Raw genomic sequence first — 15,353 nt, 5'->3', positions numbered from 1 at the left:
TATTAAAGAGGTGTTAAAAAATTATAGATAATATTTAAATTGTACAAAATGGAAATATTCAATATATAATAGATGTATAAATGGTATATTTTAAAATAATATATTGTTAATATCAATTTAGGGGTTACTTTTGTCGCTTTAATTAAAAATCAATTAAAGACAACTAGTTCGTAACACTTCATGAGAAAAATTTTATCCATCAGTTGGTTACTGACTTTCATTTTCTGTATGCCAGTTCTGGCACAGGACGTAACAATCAGCGGTCGCGTTACGTCATCGGAAGATGGGTCAGCTTTACCCGGTGTGAGCGTGCAGCTCAAAGGAACAACGCGCGGAACAACCAGCGACGCAGACGGTAATTACCGAATCAATGCGCCCGCAACGGGTCGGTTAGTATTCAGCTTTATTGGTTATGCCTCAAAAGAAGTTGCAGTCGGTAATCAGTCAACGATTGCGATTAGCCTGGCACCTGATGCTGCTAATCTGGATGAGGTAATTGTTACCACATTTGGTACGGCTAAGCGGGCTTCGTTTACTGGCTCAGCGGGTACGCTTTCGCCTAAACAATTTGGCGATCGTCCAGTCACTAACATTTCTCAGGCCCTTTCCGGAGCCATATCGGGGGTTCAGACAAACGCAGGTCTTGGTCAGCCAGGTTCCGCCCCTGACATTCGAATTCGTGGTTTCGGATCAATCTCGTCAGGTAACTCTCCACTATACGTGGTCGATGGCATCCCTTATTCAGGCGATATTTCGAACATAGCTCCGAACGATATTGAAAGCATTTCAGTCCTGAAAGATGCCGCTTCAACAGCGCTGTATGGCTCACGGGCTGCCAACGGCGTTGTTGTTGTAACAACGAAAAAAGGTCAGAAAGACCGTAGCTCAATCAATGTTCGCTATACAAAAGGATTCAGTGGACGAGGGGTGCCTGAGTATGATCGTGTAGATGTTGGCCAGTATTACCCGCTAATGTGGGAAATCTACCGGAACAGCGTTGCTTATCGGGCCACAAATCCTGTAGCACTAGCCACCGCCAATGCGAATGCCACAGATCAGTTAATTGGTCTGGTTGGATACAACGTATATAACGTACCGAACAATCAGGTTGTGGACGTGAATGGACAGATGAATCCGAATGCTCAACTCAAATTTGCGCCGGAAGATTTAAATTGGGAGAAACCCATTACCCGTCAGGGAAATCGCGATGAACTGAACGTTAGTTTCTCGGGTGGACAGAATAAATCAGATTACTTTCTATCGCTATCGTATCTAAACGACAAAAGTTATCTGATCCGCTCAGATTTTGAACGGATCACGGGACGACTCAACATCAATTCGCAAATGAAGTCCTGGTTCCGTACGGGTGCTAACCTTTCAGCAACTCTTTCGAAATCAAATCAGGCTGATGCCGGTGGTACTGCCGGTAGCACAACGTTCGTTAATCCATTCTTCTTTTCCAGAAACATTGGCCCGATCTACCCGGTGTACGCTTACGATCCAGCGAATCCAGGGCAGTTTCTGCTTTTGCCAAATGGTCAGCGTCGGTGGGATTACGGTAACCTGACTGCTCTTGGCCTTCCAGCTCGACCACAGTACGGCGGTCGGCATGCGGTAGCGGAAACGGTTCTGAACCAGAACTATTTCCGTCGGAATGTATTGAGTGCACGGGGGTATGCAGAAGTTTCGTTCCTGCAGGATTTTAAATTCACGGCTAACATCGGTACCGATATTACTAACTACAACGGATATACTTTTGGTAACCCAGAGGTTGGCGATGGGGCTCCGGCGGGTCGTGCTTCACACGAATTCCAGAATATCACGGGCTACAACCTCAACCAGTTGTTGAACTACAACAAGTCGTTTGGGAAGCATAATCTGGAGGTTCTGTTAGGCCACGAAAACTTCCAGGTGAATGATAACAACCTGACAGGATCACGTTCACAACTGATTCTGGAAGGCAATTATGAACTGGTGAATTTTACCACAACTACGAACTTATCGTCCGTGTTGAACACACGTCGGGTTGAAGGATTTCTATCACGGGTGAATTACGATTATGACCAGAAGTATTTCTTGTCAGGATCGATTCGTCGCGATGGATCGAGTAAATTCTATCAGGACACCCGCTGGGGTAACTTCTATTCGATTAGTGGTGCCTGGCGTATCGATCAGGAAGAGTTTTTACGGTCAATTTCGGCCATCAATTCGCTGAAACTTCGGGCATCGTATGGCCAGACCGGTAACGACGGTGGTGGTAACCGGGCTGAAGATGCCAGCATCAGTTACTATGCGTGGCAGCCGCTATATGGTTTAGGCTGGAACAACGCTTCGGAAGCGGGGATTTTACAGACCAGTTTAGGGAACCGCGCTCTGGAATGGGAATCGAGCAATTCGTTTGATGCGGCTCTTGAATTTAGCCTGTTCAAAGGTCGGGTATCGGGTACGGTTGAGTATTTCAACCGTCAATCGTCGAACCTTATTTTCGATGTACCACTCCCTCTATCGGCTGGTATTTCGACCGTTACCCGGAATATCGGAACCATGTATAACCGTGGCGTTGAGATCGAACTGGGCGTTGAGCCTGTTCGATATAAGGATTTCACCTGGCGTATTGATGTGAATGCTACCAGCATAAAAAACCAGATCACTAAAATGCCCGATGAGAACCCTGAAATTATCGACGGTACCAAAAAACTGGCTGTTGGACATTCTATTTACGATTACTGGCTTCGCCAATACAGTGGTATCAATTCAAATACAGGGGAAGTTGAATATCGTGCAGCTAGTTTTGTAGCGGCTAACTCTCGCATTACCGAACAGGGAGATACGCTGACAAACAGTGTAAACAATGCTCGGTATGGGTATAATGGTACATCTATTCCCAAGTTGCAGGGTGGCTTTACCAATACATTCCGTTTCAAAGGTCTGTCGTTGTCAGCTTTATTTGTTTATCAGTTAGGCGGTAAAACGTACGATGGCGCCTATGCTGGTTTAATGAGTGCCGGTGGATACGGTAGTGCTAAACACATCGATATTCTGAGAAGATGGCAGAAGCCGGGTGACATCACCGATGTGCCTCGGATGGATGCCGGTCGTACGAGCGATTTTGATGCACAATCGGATCGTTGGCTGATCGACGCGAGCTACCTGAACCTCCGAAATATTACACTTTCCTACCAGCTGCCGAATGTCTTGACTCGCAAGCTCAAGCTGGAAAATGCACAGATCTATGTTAGTGGCGAAAACCTGCTGATTCTGTCAGGCCGGAAAGGTATGAACGTTTCACAACAGTTCAATGGCGTGACCAGTAACGCGTTTAGCCCGGCTAAAAACCTGGTACTTGGGGTTTCCTTTACACTTTAAGCAACAGAACATCCATGAAAAAAAGATATTTGACGTTAGTAATGGCACTTGGTCTGCTGGCTACGTCGTGTGAAAAAGAATTTTTAGAAACAGCGCCGACGGGTAGTATTGATGCAGGTGCTGCCTACGCTACAACCAAAAATGCTACTGCAGCCATCAACGGTATTTACCGGGCGATGGTGGTACGATATCTGAGTTCGCAAGGGCATTTTGGTCATCCAGCCATGATGATTATTCTGGATGTATTGGGTGAAGATGTGATCATTGCCAATACATCGAATACCTGGCATCTGCCCGAAACACGCTGGCAGGCTCACCGCTCTGACGTATCGACTGGAAACCAATTGCCTTATGAGCTATATTATCGACTGATCGGTAACGCGAATATTGCCATTACAAGTATCGACGCTGCGGCTGGCTCACAGGCCGAGAAAAATCAGATAAAGGGCGAGGCACTGGCTCTGCGGGCTTTCTCGTATTTTAATTTAGTGCAGCTTTTCGGAAAACGCTACGATGCTGCTGCCAAGCCGAATAGTCAGCTGGCCGTGCCACTGATTTTAACGCCAACAACGGATGGGCAGGCACGGGCAACGGTTGAAGAAGTTTACACACAGATTAATAAGGATCTGGCTGAGGCAGCTGGTCTGCTTACGTCGGCTCGTTCTTATAAATCACACATCAATCTGGAGGTTGTAAAAGGTTTCCAGGCTCGTGTAGCGTTGACACAGCAAAACTGGGCTGATGCCGCTAAATTTGCTTCGGAAGCACGAAAGGGCTACGTTCCAATGACCGTTGCTCAGTATCAGGATGGATTCTCGGATGTTAGCAACCCTGAATGGATGTGGGGCTTCGATCACCTCGAAGATCAGACCGAATATTTCGGTGCCTATCACTCATACATTTCCTGCAATTTTAACTCAACCAACATTCGGGTCGATCCTAAAGTCATTAATAGTGTACTTTATGATCAGATTCCGACGACTGATGTTCGTTCGAAAATGTGGGTTAAGGCCCCCACAGCGACCAATTCGATTGTACCAACGGGCGGTGTTCGAGTGGCTTATATGAATCAGAAGTTCCGCTTGCCCGGTACACCATCGACCAGTACGATGGGCGATATTCCCTACATGCGGGCGGCTGAAATGTATCTGATCGAAGCGGAAGCACAGGCCCGTTTGGGTAATGCATCAGCGGCTGCTACTGTCCTTTTTTCCTTAGTTAGCCAGCGTGATCCATCGTATAAACTGTCGACGAAAACGGGTGCGGATTTGATTGATGAAATCATTTTCAACCGACGTATCGAGCTTTGGGGGGAAGGATTCCGATTCACAGACCTGAAACGACTGAACCAACCGCTGAATCGAAATGGAGCGAATGTTCCTTCGGCTGTAGTCGTACTATTCGACGTACCGGCTGGGGATAAACAGTGGGAATTCCTGATTCCACGGCGTGAGATCAACGCAAATGCGAAAATCGTTCAGAATCCGCTTTAAGGTTTTATTGTATTAACCAAGCAAACGCGCCTGCCCGAACATTCGGGCAGGCGCGTTGTCGTTTGCGGTCAGTAATGTACTTTTGTGACCTACAAATGTGTATTGCCTTATAGAATGACTCTTGAATCTCTTCGTAACGACATAGACGCTCTCGATGATCAATTGCTGACGATACTGAATCAGCGGATGGAATTAGTTCGTCGGGTAGGTGAACTTAAACAATCCACGAATGCCGTCATTTATCGGCCTGAACGTGAAAAGCAAATTCTGGATCGACTACATGAGCAAAATAGCGGCCTTCTGAATCGGGAAGCCATTGAAGCTATTTTCCTGGAGATTTTTGCTGTATCGCGTAACCTCGAATTACCCGAGCGAGTTGCCTATCTTGGCCCCGAAGGTAGTTTTACCCATCAGGCCGCTGAGAGCCGTTTCGGGGCAATGAGCAATTATATGGCGCTGCCTACAATTCGATCTGTTTTTGAGAGTGTTGAAACCGGACGGGTTCGATTCGGTGTCGTCCCTATCGAAAATAACCGGGAAGGCATCGTGAGTGAAGCCATTGATCTGTTGCTCGAAAAAGATATCACTATTGCTGCCGAAGCCCAGATTCCCGTTCATTTCACTTTTGCCACGAAAGCCGAGAATCTGGCCGATATAACCCATATTTATTCGAAAGATATTGCGTTTCGTCAATGTAGCCGGTTTTTGAGCGATTCGTTTGAGGGATTGAATGCCGAGATGATACCCGTCGAATCGACATCAAAAGCAGCTAAAATGGCGGCTCAACAGCCAAATGCGGCTGCGATCTGCTCGACAATTGCGGCTAAACTCTTCAATGTGCCGGTGCTATTCGATAATATTGAAGACAGCAACCTGAACCGAACGCGTTTCCTGATTCTGGCGAAGGGCTTTGTCAATCAACCCAGTGGTCGTGATAAAACGACGCTCATTGCTCGGTTGGCGAATACAGAATCACCAGGGGTGTTAGCCGAATTTCTACAGGAGTTCAACGCACGACAAATCAACCTCACAAAAATAGAAAGCAGACCTCTGCGCGAAGGAGCTACATTCCGATACTGGTTTTTGCTCGAATGTGAAGGCCATTTCAGTGATCCTAAGTTGCAGGAAATCCTGAATCACCATGCGGCTGAAGTAAAACTATTGGGAAGTTACGTGCGGATCGCCTAAACTGTTTTTTCTGAGTCGGTTATATGGAGGCTGTATAGTTTTTTAACTGCCATAAAGCCAGATTTTCGTTTTCGTAAACTACAAAATGAAATTTACGGTTACTGAATCGAGAAGCGCATAAACGCCCTCACCATCAACAATGGAAGCCAACGAAAAAACCGATAGAATTGTCGAAGCCCGGATGAAACTCAAACGACGGTTTGAGGAGAAAATGGCGCAGACTCCCTCCATGACCGACGAAAAGCCACGGGGTTCCGGGCCCGTAAATCGTCATGGAATGCCGGCCGTTCCAGTAGGGCAGACGGTCACAACGAAGTGGCCAGTGCTGGATTTAGGCTATCAGCCAAACATTCCACTGGATAAATGGCAGTTGAACATCGATGGTGAAGTCAACCACCCCGTTCGATTGAAATGGGAGGATTTACTAGCACTACCCCAGGTAGAAGATACAAGTGATTTTCACTGTGTTACGACCTGGTCGAGACTCGATATTCCGTGGGTAGGCGTTCGGTTTATGGATCTGGCTGCCCTTGTCGATCCGAAAGGTTCAGCGACTCATGTCATGTGTTACGGGTACGATGGGTATTCGACAAATGTATCGCTGGAAGAAGCCCTTAAACCTGATGTACTGCTTGTACATACGGCAGACGGCCTGCCTTTGCCACGTGAACATGGTGGGCCACTTCGGATGATTACGCCCCAGCTTTATGCCTGGAAAGGTTCCAAATGGATCAAGCGCATCGAGTTTTTATCGAAAAATCAACTCGGTTTTTGGGAAGAACGGGGCTATTCCAATACCGCTTATCCGTGGCGGAATGACCGTTATTCGTAGACCATAACTCACGTTACTTACAATTGCGATCCGCAATATTTGCAATAAACGGCGTCGGGGTCATGGCCCTGACGGCCGCAGTTTGGGCACGACTGAGTAGAAATTTCCTGTTTTTTACTGGCTGCTGTCAAACTTACCGCGACAATTCCCGTTGGCACAGCAATAATTACGTACCCCAGTAGCATAATAATAGTTGCGATAAACTTGCCAATAGGTGTGCTGGGGACAATATCGCCATAGCCTACGGTGGTGATTGTAATAACGGCCCAGTAAATACTCAATGGAATACTTTCAAAACCGTTGGAACGCCCTTCTACAACGTACATCATTGTACCGAGCGTAATCACCAGTGCCAAAATTGCCACGAAAAAGACCGTAATCTTAGCCCGGCTTTCTCGCAGTGAATACGTGAGTATAGAAGCCGCTGCGGTATATTCACCTAGTTTCAGAATTCGGAAAACACGAAGAAGTCTGAGGATTCGGACTGTGGCAAATTCGGGTGCGCCCAGCATAAACAGAGTCAGATAACTCGGTAGAATGGCTAATAGATCAACAAGTCCGAAAAAGCTGGTTATGTAACGTATTGGCTGCCGGATACTAATGATTCGGAGTATGTATTCGAAGGTAAAAAGAACCGTAAAAATCCATTCAATACGGTCAAACCAAAAACCATAAGTTCGTGCTAATGAGGGAATACTTTCCAGCACAACAGCTAACACACTGAATATGATCAGGAAGAGCAAGGTAACGTCGAACGCACGGCCAGCCCAGGTGTCGGCCTCAAAGATGATTTCGTGGAGTCGGTGCCTAAAACGTTGCCATCGGGAGTTCATAAGGCAGAAAATTTAAAGGACTAATGTAGTCGATCTCGAACTTCCATGAGTGCAAAACCCAATAGATTTTTCCCTTTCCACAGAGAAGGATTTTCAATAACCGGATCGCCTTTGGCTAAACCAACTCCCCAAATGGTATCGACCGGGCTGGCTTCAACCAAAATGCGGTTTCCTGTTGTCAACAGATAATCACGCAGATCCGGGTTTTGGGAGAACTTATGGAAGTTACCCGTAACGACAATTTCGAAGCAATGACTTTCCCAAAGTACTGGATCGAAATTTTGTACCATCCTCCCTAATTTTTTGGCTTCTGCTGGTGACTGACAGGTGAGAATTTTAGTTAATACGTCCGTGTCGTTAAATAACCGAGCTTTTTCGGCCATCATGTAATGTTCAGCGGTACGGTATGGTACACCATCAACCACAAACGGTGCTACCCACCATTGACTAAGACACGATTCGGTGATACGACCGTCTTTATGAGGCTGATGTCCCCAAAAGAAAAGATATTTTAGCCGAGCAGATTTTTTATCTTGCTCTATAAGCCAGTCGATGGTATACAGCATTGATCTACACCATCATTAATCGCCAGATTCCCGAAATTAACAGCAATAGTAATCCGGCGGGTGTCAGGACTTTCCAGCATAGAAACATCATTTGATCGACGCGGATTCGGGGGAAAGTCCAGCGTACCCACATCTGAACAAGAACGGCCAAAAATACTTTTGAGAGAAGCCAGAAGCCGCCTGTCAATTGTCCCCAAACGGTTCCAGGCTCACCGCTTGTCCAGTCGGCTAATCGGATGGGACCGAGGTTAGGTAGGGGAGTATTCCAGCTTCCCAGGAATAATACCGCACCCAGAAACGACACCAGCAGCATCATTGCATACTCTGATAGGTAAAGTAAGGCAAATCGCATCCCGGAGTATTCGGTATGAAAACCACCGACAATTTCAGATTCGCCTTCGGGAAGATCGAATGGAGCGCGGTTGCTTTCGGCTAATGTGCAGATGAAGAAAATGACGTAAGCAACCAGTAAAAAGGGACTGCGAACAATATTCCAGGAGAAAATACCGCCCCAGCCCGTTACGTCGATACCCAAACCTTTCAGCCCAAACAGGTAATTTGTGTCACTCGTGAAAATTCCCTGTTGGAAGCTAATTGCCTGTAAATCCAACGTCTGGCAGATCATCACGACGCAGAGAATGGTCAGACCAAGCGGAATCTCGTAGGAGATAATCTGAGCAACTGAACGCATCGCACCAAACAGGGAGTACTTATTATTAGACCCCCATCCCGCCATCAAAATACCGACTACATCAAACGAAATAATCGCCATCAAATAAAATACGCCGACAGCCGCGCCCGAACCCTGTAAATCTGGCGTTAAAGGCAATACAGCAAAACCGGCAAAAACCGACGCAAAAATGATGGCAGGAGCCAACAGAAAAAGTCGTCGATCAGCCGCCGTTGGGACAATGTCCTCTTTCTGAAGAAGTTTCAGCAAATCGGCGAAAAGTTGCAGCAGCCCCCATTTCCCTGTTTCCATCGGCCCAAGCCGATCCTGCATGAACGCCGAAACTTTCCGTTCGGTGTACACACCAACGACTACGAAGCCGGAAGCCATTGCCAGGAAAATGGGAAGAGCGAGGAACATAATTCGAGTGATGAACGATGAGTGATGAACGATGAGTGTTTTGTTGTGTCGGTGGACCATTCATCTCTTATCGTTCATCACTCATCACTCTTTAAAATTCTGCTGTTTTCGGGGCGCGGGGGAATGGGATGACATCGCGGATGTTGCCCATACCTGTTACGAATAAAACGAGTCGTTCGAAACCCAATCCGAAACCAGCATGCGGGGCCGACCCAAACCGGCGCGTATCCAGATACCACCAGAGTGCTTCGGGCTCAATGCCAACTTCGTGCATACGGGCCGTCAGTTTGTCAAGATCATCTTCGCGCTGCGAACCGCCAATGATCTCACCGATACCAGGAAACAGGACATCCATTGCGCGAACGGTTTTTCCATCTTCGTCCTGTTTCATGTAGAACGCTTTGATTTCGCGCGGATAGTTGGTCAGGATGACGGGCTTTTTGAAATGCTTTTCAACCAGATACCGCTCGTGTTCTGACTGTAAATCAACTCCCCATTTCACTTCGTACTGGAACTGACCTTTCTTCGCCGGTTTTGAATTGATCAGAATATCAATCGCTTCCGTATAGGTCAGTCGAACGAACTCATTGCTAATCACGAACTGAAGCTTTTCGAGCAGACCGAGTTCGCTTTGTTCCTCTTTCTTTTTGGTCTTCTCCTCGTCTTTTAGGCGATTATCTAAAAACGCCAGATCGTCGGCGCAGTGTTGAAGCGCGTACCGGATCACGTTTTTGACAAAATCTTCGGCCAGATTCATGTTGTCTTCCAACTCATAAAAGGCCATTTCGGGCTCGATCATCCAGAACTCGGCCAGGTGACGAGTTGTATTGGAGTTTTCCGCCCGGAAGGTCGGACCGAAGGTGTAGATTTTACCCAAGGCCATCGCGCCCAATTCACCTTCCAACTGACCCGATACCGTCAGATTCGTTTCGCGACCGAAAAAATCCTGGCTGTAATCGACTTTGCCCTCTTCGTTCAGTGGAGGTTTGATAGCGTCAAGGGTCGTTACACGGAACATCTCACCGGCACCTTCAGCGTCAGAAGCGGTAATGATGGGCGTGTTAAGATAATAGAAACCGTTATCGTTGAAGTATTTATGTACGGCAAAAGCCAGCGCATGCCGGATACGCAAAATCGCACTGAACGTATTGGTTCTTGGGCGTAGGTGAGCAATCTCGCGTAAGAACTCCAGCGAGTGTTTTTTGGGTTGTAGCGGATATTTATCAGGATCGGCAGTACCGTAAATCGTTACGTCAGCAATTTTTACTTCAACCGCCTGACCCGCTCCTTGTGATTCAACCAGTTGACCCGTAACAGCCAGACAGGAACCCGTTGTGATCAACTTTAGGGTTTCTTCGGGGAGTTGACCGGCTTCAGCAACAACCTGAATAGTATTAATCGTTGAGCCGTCATTGAGGGCAATGAAAACGGCGTTTTTACTTTCACGTTTGGTGCGGACCCAGCCTTTTACGGTCACGGTAGTGCCAACGGGGGCTGTTCTTAATAATTGCTGAATCGGTAAGTAACTCATATTAAAATGATAACCCGGTAATGATTGTAGCCGCAAAAGTACGGATTGTCGCCCGAATCGTCCATAAACAATTTTAATCCGTAAAAACATATATCCGTAGTTCCGGGTTAATTGCTGACTTATTTTTGCGAACGATTTTCGTTGATCGCTTAGGTAAGTCATTGAAAATTGAGCAAACTAATTCCTCGTTCTCCCTGATAATATGCCGCTTACACTTTACATTGTTCGCCATGCCAAAGCCGAAGATAGGGCAATATTCATGGTTGATCATGACCGGCAACTCACTCCCGACGGCATTATTGCAGCCGCCAGAATGGGCCGCTACCTGCACCAAAAGTCGATTTTACCTGATGTGATTATCAGCAGTACCGCTCCTCGAGCCAAGGACACGGCTAAGGTTTTGGCCGAACAGATTGGCCACGATACCGCGCAGATTCGATTAGATGACAAATTATTTGATGGTGGTCCCAAAGCGTATCTGGCAGCAATCAATGCCTTACCAGCTGATGTTCAGGTAGCGATGATTGTTGGGCACAATCCTGATGTATCTTATTTTGCCGAATTTCTGACGCATCAGGATGTTGGCTCGATGAGTAAAGGAGCAGTCGTTGCTATCGATCTGGGCAATCTGAACTGGCCTGAAGTTTCCGGCCGAACAGGGTCTATACTCTTTCAAATCGGCCCAAAAGAAATTCAAAATTAGATTTAGTGGGAAACTTTTGTCATTCTGACGCAGGAAGAATCTTAAGGCATCTAGAGTTACACGTATGGAAATGTTAAGATTCTTCCTGCGTCAGAATGACAAAAGTTTAGCTAATCCTTTTCACCGTAATTCGTAAACCGTACCTCGTAAATCCCTTGAATCGCAATCGTCGCATATTTATTGTCGTTTTTATTGTCTTCACGACAATCGTGGCTTTGTTTGCTATCGATATGGCTCGTCGGACAACGGCTCCCTGGAATAAACGTCGGGAAGCTGAGCGTGCGTTACCGCCCAAAGATGGTACCGTTGTAGATACGATGGCGACGGATACCCTTCTGCAACCTTAAGAATCATGCTTCAACTTGCTGCTGTTCATCACATTGCCATTATCTGTTCCGATTACGAACGTTCCAAACTATTTTACACGAAAACGCTGGGCTTTACCATACTAGGCGAATATTATCGGGCAGAGCGACAATCCTATAAATTAGATCTGGCGCTCAACGGGCAGTATTTAATTGAACTGTTCTCGTTCCCAAGTCCACCAAAACGCCCTTCTCGACCCGAATCCGCTGGATTACGTCATTTAGCCTTTGCCGTCGCCAATCTCGATGCAGCCATCCAGCACCTTACCGAACAAGGCGTTTTTACAGAACCCATTCGTGTCGACGAACATACTGGCCGACGCTTCACCTTCTTCGCCGACCCCGACGATTTACCACTAGAGTTATATGAGGTGTAGGTAGTATTGTAATAGAGGGCTCAGGGCATTTTCCATAATATCCACCACGCCCTGCCTTATGCTATAATACATTAGTTAGCACATCAACCAGCGCATCGACATCGTTCGCATTGTTATATACGTGTGGGGCGATGCGTAGCACTCTTGCTCGTGCTGAAACCGATACATTTTTCTGTTGAAGTGCCTGTTGAATCTTCATTGGATCGGCATGGTCGGGCAACCAAAGACCAACTAAATGATGGCTTCTGCCCTTATTGCCATTTTCTGGCTCTACGTAGCACCCTATTTTCTCCAGAAGTGGCCAGGCGTCTGCCATGAGATTCTTTGTATATTCCTGAATACGAGCTGGTTGCCAATCTAATAATTGGGATAAAGAAGCTTCGAGCATTGGCATTTGCAAAAAATGCGAATGCTCACCTACATTATACCGATAGGCTTTCGGTCGATAAACGGGTTGATAATCCATTAACCGATGGAACTGATTGCTATCCAACCGATTCATCCAGCTCTCTTCCAAAGGAATACCATCATCGAAAGCTGGTCCGAAATACGCCAGCCCGAGCGAATAGGGACCCATTAACCATTTATAACCAGCACAGATAAGGGCGTCGGGTTGAATGGCCGCCAGGTCGAAGGGAAGGGCGCCGATGGCTTGAGTACCATCAATTATTAACCACGCACCCACTTCGCGAGCTCGTTGCCCGATTGCTTCCAGATCAAAGCGGATGCCGTACATCCAATGAACTGGTGGTACAATTACTACAGCCGTATTGGCATCAATTGCGTCAAGCAGCCGATTGTTCCAGAGGTCGCCTTTGGGAAATTTATCCGGCATAGCCACAGTAGTAATGGTTAAGCCAAGCTCGGTCGCGGTACGATCCCAGGCATAGACATCACTTGGAAATTCATCGTCGATCAGGACAATTTTCTGCCCAGCCCGGATGCCCGGTTTACGGTGCAGGTTCCGGGCTACCACAGCCATTCCGTATGAGACAGCCGGGATGACCGCAATCCGCTCAGAATCGATCGATCCAGCATGCCGGTTGTTAATTAATTCGGAAAATCGTTCTCGTACCTGAATGGCTCCTGAGAAAAAATCGTCGGGTTTCAGTCCGAAGGGATTGGCTTGTTTAATAAGTAGTTTATGGCCAGTTTGTTCAACAAGTCGACTAGTAGGAGCACGAGTTGCACAATTGAGATAATGTATGCCTTCGGGTAAGCTAAATTGATCTTTTTGACAAAGAAGTGAGGTTATATTCGAGAGCATAAAAAGAATAGTTGTTGAAAAGCGTTTGTTCTGGCACGGGGTTTGTTTAGAGTAAATCGAAATCATAAATCAACCCATTTTATGACTACCCTATTGGGCATTGGATCACGCGTTCATCACGAAGAGTTTGGAGACGGTGTTGTTATTAATTTGAAAGCCAGCGGCTATACAATTACGTTCATTAGTCATGGCGTGAAGGTAATCAAATTCGATGCACCCCTCACTATTTTGGACGCGCTGGAACCCGATGGCGATTTGGTTAGCTTGTTTGATGTGGAGCAATCGCTTACCCGCGTATTACAGCGCTGGGTTGATCAGACGGAAATTGTTCCGCTCGGCGATAAATGGAAAGGAGGGAAGCTGATTTTGAAACCCGGTCGGGCCGATCTGGCGCAGAAAGACATGCCAATTGATGCGTTCTTTCATAAAATCGTGATGGTTCGCGATCGGCTGCGCACGCTCGAACAACGGGTGAATGCCAGCGCCCTTGATGATGAAGAGAAGATAAATATTCAACAATATATCAAGCGTATTTACGGTAGTCTGACCTCGTTCAATCTACTGTTCAAGAATCAGAATCAACAATTTGTTGGCGAGAAATCAATGGCCGACGCTTAGCGGGGCCAATTGTTCTCAGCGAAATTGTTTCATATAGTTTTGGGTTAGTTAGATTGGGGGCTCCCCGCTGCCGTTTCGGTGGCGGGGACTTTTATGACCGGGATTTAACGGATTTTAAGATTAAACTGATTCTGTTTTTCGCTTCGAAGAAACATTTTATCTACAAAATCATAGTCAGTCAGTTAAATCCTATAAATCCCGGTTCCGACTACGCGGATGATACTCTTTCAACGTTTGCTGGAGATAATCGCGATCGAGATGAGTGTAGATTTCGGTTGTTGTAATTGATTCGTGTCCAAGCATTTGCTGGACAGCGCGAAGATCGGCCCCGCCTTCGATCAGATGCGTGGCGAAGGAATGACGGAACGTGTGCGGACTGATCGTTTTTTTTATGCCTACCTCAGCCGCCAGTTTTTTGATGGTCGTAAAGACTGAAATCCGGGAAAGTTGGCTTCCTCGCAGATTCAGAAAAATCGTGTCCTCGTCGCCTTTTTGTACAGCTAACTGATTTCGTACGTGTTCAACATAAATTTTGGTGTAATGCATCGCATCTTCGCCAATCGGAACGAGTCGAACTTTATCTCCCTTTCCCAATACGCGAATAAAACCCGCATCGAAAAAGCAGTTTGTCAATCGTAGATTCACTAATTCCGTTACGCGAAGTCCAGAACTATAAAGAATTTCGAGCATGGCCCGGTCGCGGGTGCCGCCGGGTGTAGAGAGATCAATTGCCTGTAGAATATCTTCGACTTCGGGGAAACTTAATGTATCCGGTAATTTGCGGCCAAGCTTTGGGGCTTCCAGCAGTTGCGTCGGATCGTGCTGGATCAGATTTTCCAGCAATAAATATTTGAAAAATGATTTCAGACCCGATAACATACGTGCCTGACTCGTCGCTGATAAACCCAGTTCGCCCAGATATTTCAGAAAATTCATCAACTCCTTTTCTGTCACCTGTATTGGCGTTTGGGCTGGATTGGTAAGCAGAATGTATTCATAGAGCTTTTCAGCGTCATGCAAATACGCTTCCACTGAATTTTCGGCCAGCGATCGCTCCAGCTTAAGGTAGTTCTTAAAGGCGTTTATATAACTTTGCCACACAAGTGATGTATGAGTTACGAATT

General features: G+C 46.6%; 14 protein-coding genes. 8 read left to right on the top strand and 6 right to left on the bottom strand.

Translation table 11 applies throughout. The features are described from left to right. Positions 1–180: 180 nt before the first annotated feature. The 4 genes from ACYVE4_RS10730 (at position 181) to ACYVE4_RS10715 (ending at position 6,879) form a co-directional block, all read left to right on the top strand. Positions 181–3,366, top strand: coding sequence for a SusC/RagA family TonB-linked outer membrane protein (locus tag ACYVE4_RS10730; protein WP_461039764.1), 3,186 nt, complete (start codon positions 181–183; stop codon positions 3,364–3,366). Between the two features lie 14 nt (positions 3,367–3,380). Then, positions 3,381–4,859 (top strand): RagB/SusD family nutrient uptake outer membrane protein, encoded by a 1,479-nt coding sequence (locus ACYVE4_RS10725; RefSeq protein WP_461039762.1) that lies wholly within the window; start codon positions 3,381–3,383, stop codon positions 4,857–4,859. A 114-nt stretch (positions 4,860–4,973) separates the two neighbouring features. Continuing rightward, positions 4,974–6,047, top strand: a complete 1,074-nt coding sequence (pheA, locus tag ACYVE4_RS10720) for a prephenate dehydratase (RefSeq protein WP_461039760.1) — start codon at positions 4,974–4,976, stop codon at positions 6,045–6,047. Positions 6,048–6,186: 139 nt separating this feature from the next. Beyond that, positions 6,187–6,879 (top strand): sulfite oxidase-like oxidoreductase, encoded by a 693-nt coding sequence (locus ACYVE4_RS10715; RefSeq protein ID WP_461039758.1) that lies wholly within the window; start codon positions 6,187–6,189, stop codon positions 6,877–6,879. A 17-nt stretch (positions 6,880–6,896) separates the two neighbouring features. Here the strand turns inward: ACYVE4_RS10715 and ACYVE4_RS10710 are convergent, their stop codons facing one another. From ACYVE4_RS10710 to asnS, 4 genes are all read right to left on the bottom strand, one after another. Continuing rightward, positions 6,897–7,712 carry an ion transporter gene (locus tag ACYVE4_RS10710; protein ID WP_461039756.1) on the bottom strand — a complete coding sequence of 272 codons (816 nt, stop codon included), beginning with the start codon at positions 7,710–7,712 and terminating at the stop codon, positions 6,897–6,899. 20 nt (positions 7,713–7,732) lie between these two features. After that, positions 7,733–8,278: an NADAR family protein gene (locus tag ACYVE4_RS10705; RefSeq protein ID WP_461039754.1), complete on the bottom strand. Its 546-nt coding sequence runs from the start codon at positions 8,276–8,278 to the stop codon at positions 7,733–7,735. A 4-nt stretch (positions 8,279–8,282) separates the two neighbouring features. Continuing rightward, positions 8,283–9,368 (bottom strand): complex I subunit 1/NuoH family protein, encoded by a 1,086-nt coding sequence (locus ACYVE4_RS10700; protein ID WP_461039752.1) that lies wholly within the window; start codon positions 9,366–9,368, stop codon positions 8,283–8,285. Positions 9,369–9,459: 91 nt separating this feature from the next. Next, complete coding sequence (gene asnS, locus ACYVE4_RS10695) at positions 9,460–10,899, bottom strand: asparagine--tRNA ligase (protein WP_461040375.1); 1,440 nt, start codon at positions 10,897–10,899, stop codon at positions 9,460–9,462. A gap of 202 nt (positions 10,900–11,101) precedes the next feature. Here asnS and ACYVE4_RS10690 point away from each other — a divergent pair, with 202 nt between their 5' ends. The 3 genes from ACYVE4_RS10690 to gloA2 all read left to right on the top strand — a co-directional run bounded on the left by ACYVE4_RS10690 (position 11,102) and on the right by gloA2 (position 12,344). Beyond that, positions 11,102–11,602 carry a SixA phosphatase family protein gene (locus ACYVE4_RS10690; RefSeq protein ID WP_461039750.1) on the top strand — a complete coding sequence of 167 codons (501 nt, stop codon included), beginning with the start codon at positions 11,102–11,104 and terminating at the stop codon, positions 11,600–11,602. A 155-nt stretch (positions 11,603–11,757) separates the two neighbouring features. Then, entirely contained in the window at positions 11,758–11,949 is a 192-nt protein-coding gene (locus ACYVE4_RS10685) for a hypothetical protein (protein WP_461039748.1), read from the top strand. Positions 11,950–11,954: 5 nt separating this feature from the next. Further along, positions 11,955–12,344, top strand: coding sequence for an SMU1112c/YaeR family gloxylase I-like metalloprotein (gloA2, locus tag ACYVE4_RS10680; protein WP_461039746.1), 390 nt, complete (start codon positions 11,955–11,957; stop codon positions 12,342–12,344). 61 nt (positions 12,345–12,405) lie between these two features. Here gloA2 and ACYVE4_RS10675 read toward each other — a convergent pair whose 3' ends face one another. Beyond that, the gene (locus ACYVE4_RS10675) at positions 12,406–13,611 is read right to left on the bottom strand and encodes an aminotransferase class V-fold PLP-dependent enzyme (RefSeq protein WP_461039745.1); all 1,206 of its coding nucleotides are present in this window, start codon (positions 13,609–13,611) and stop codon (positions 12,406–12,408) included. 81 nt (positions 13,612–13,692) lie between these two features. Here ACYVE4_RS10675 and ACYVE4_RS10670 point away from each other — a divergent pair, with 81 nt between their 5' ends. Further along, complete coding sequence (locus ACYVE4_RS10670; RefSeq protein WP_461039744.1) at positions 13,693–14,229, top strand: hypothetical protein; 537 nt, start codon at positions 13,693–13,695, stop codon at positions 14,227–14,229. Positions 14,230–14,418: 189 nt separating this feature from the next. Here ACYVE4_RS10670 and xerD read toward each other — a convergent pair whose 3' ends face one another. After that, a complete protein-coding gene (xerD, locus tag ACYVE4_RS10665; RefSeq protein WP_461039743.1) occupies positions 14,419–15,330 on the bottom strand; it encodes a site-specific tyrosine recombinase XerD in 912 nt (303 codons plus the stop codon). Positions 15,331–15,353: the final 23 nt, after the last annotated feature.

This window comes from Spirosoma harenae (assembly GCF_054776975.1).
The sequence above is the reverse complement of the archived record's forward strand: the minus strand, read 5'-3'. Positions and strand labels throughout refer to the sequence as shown.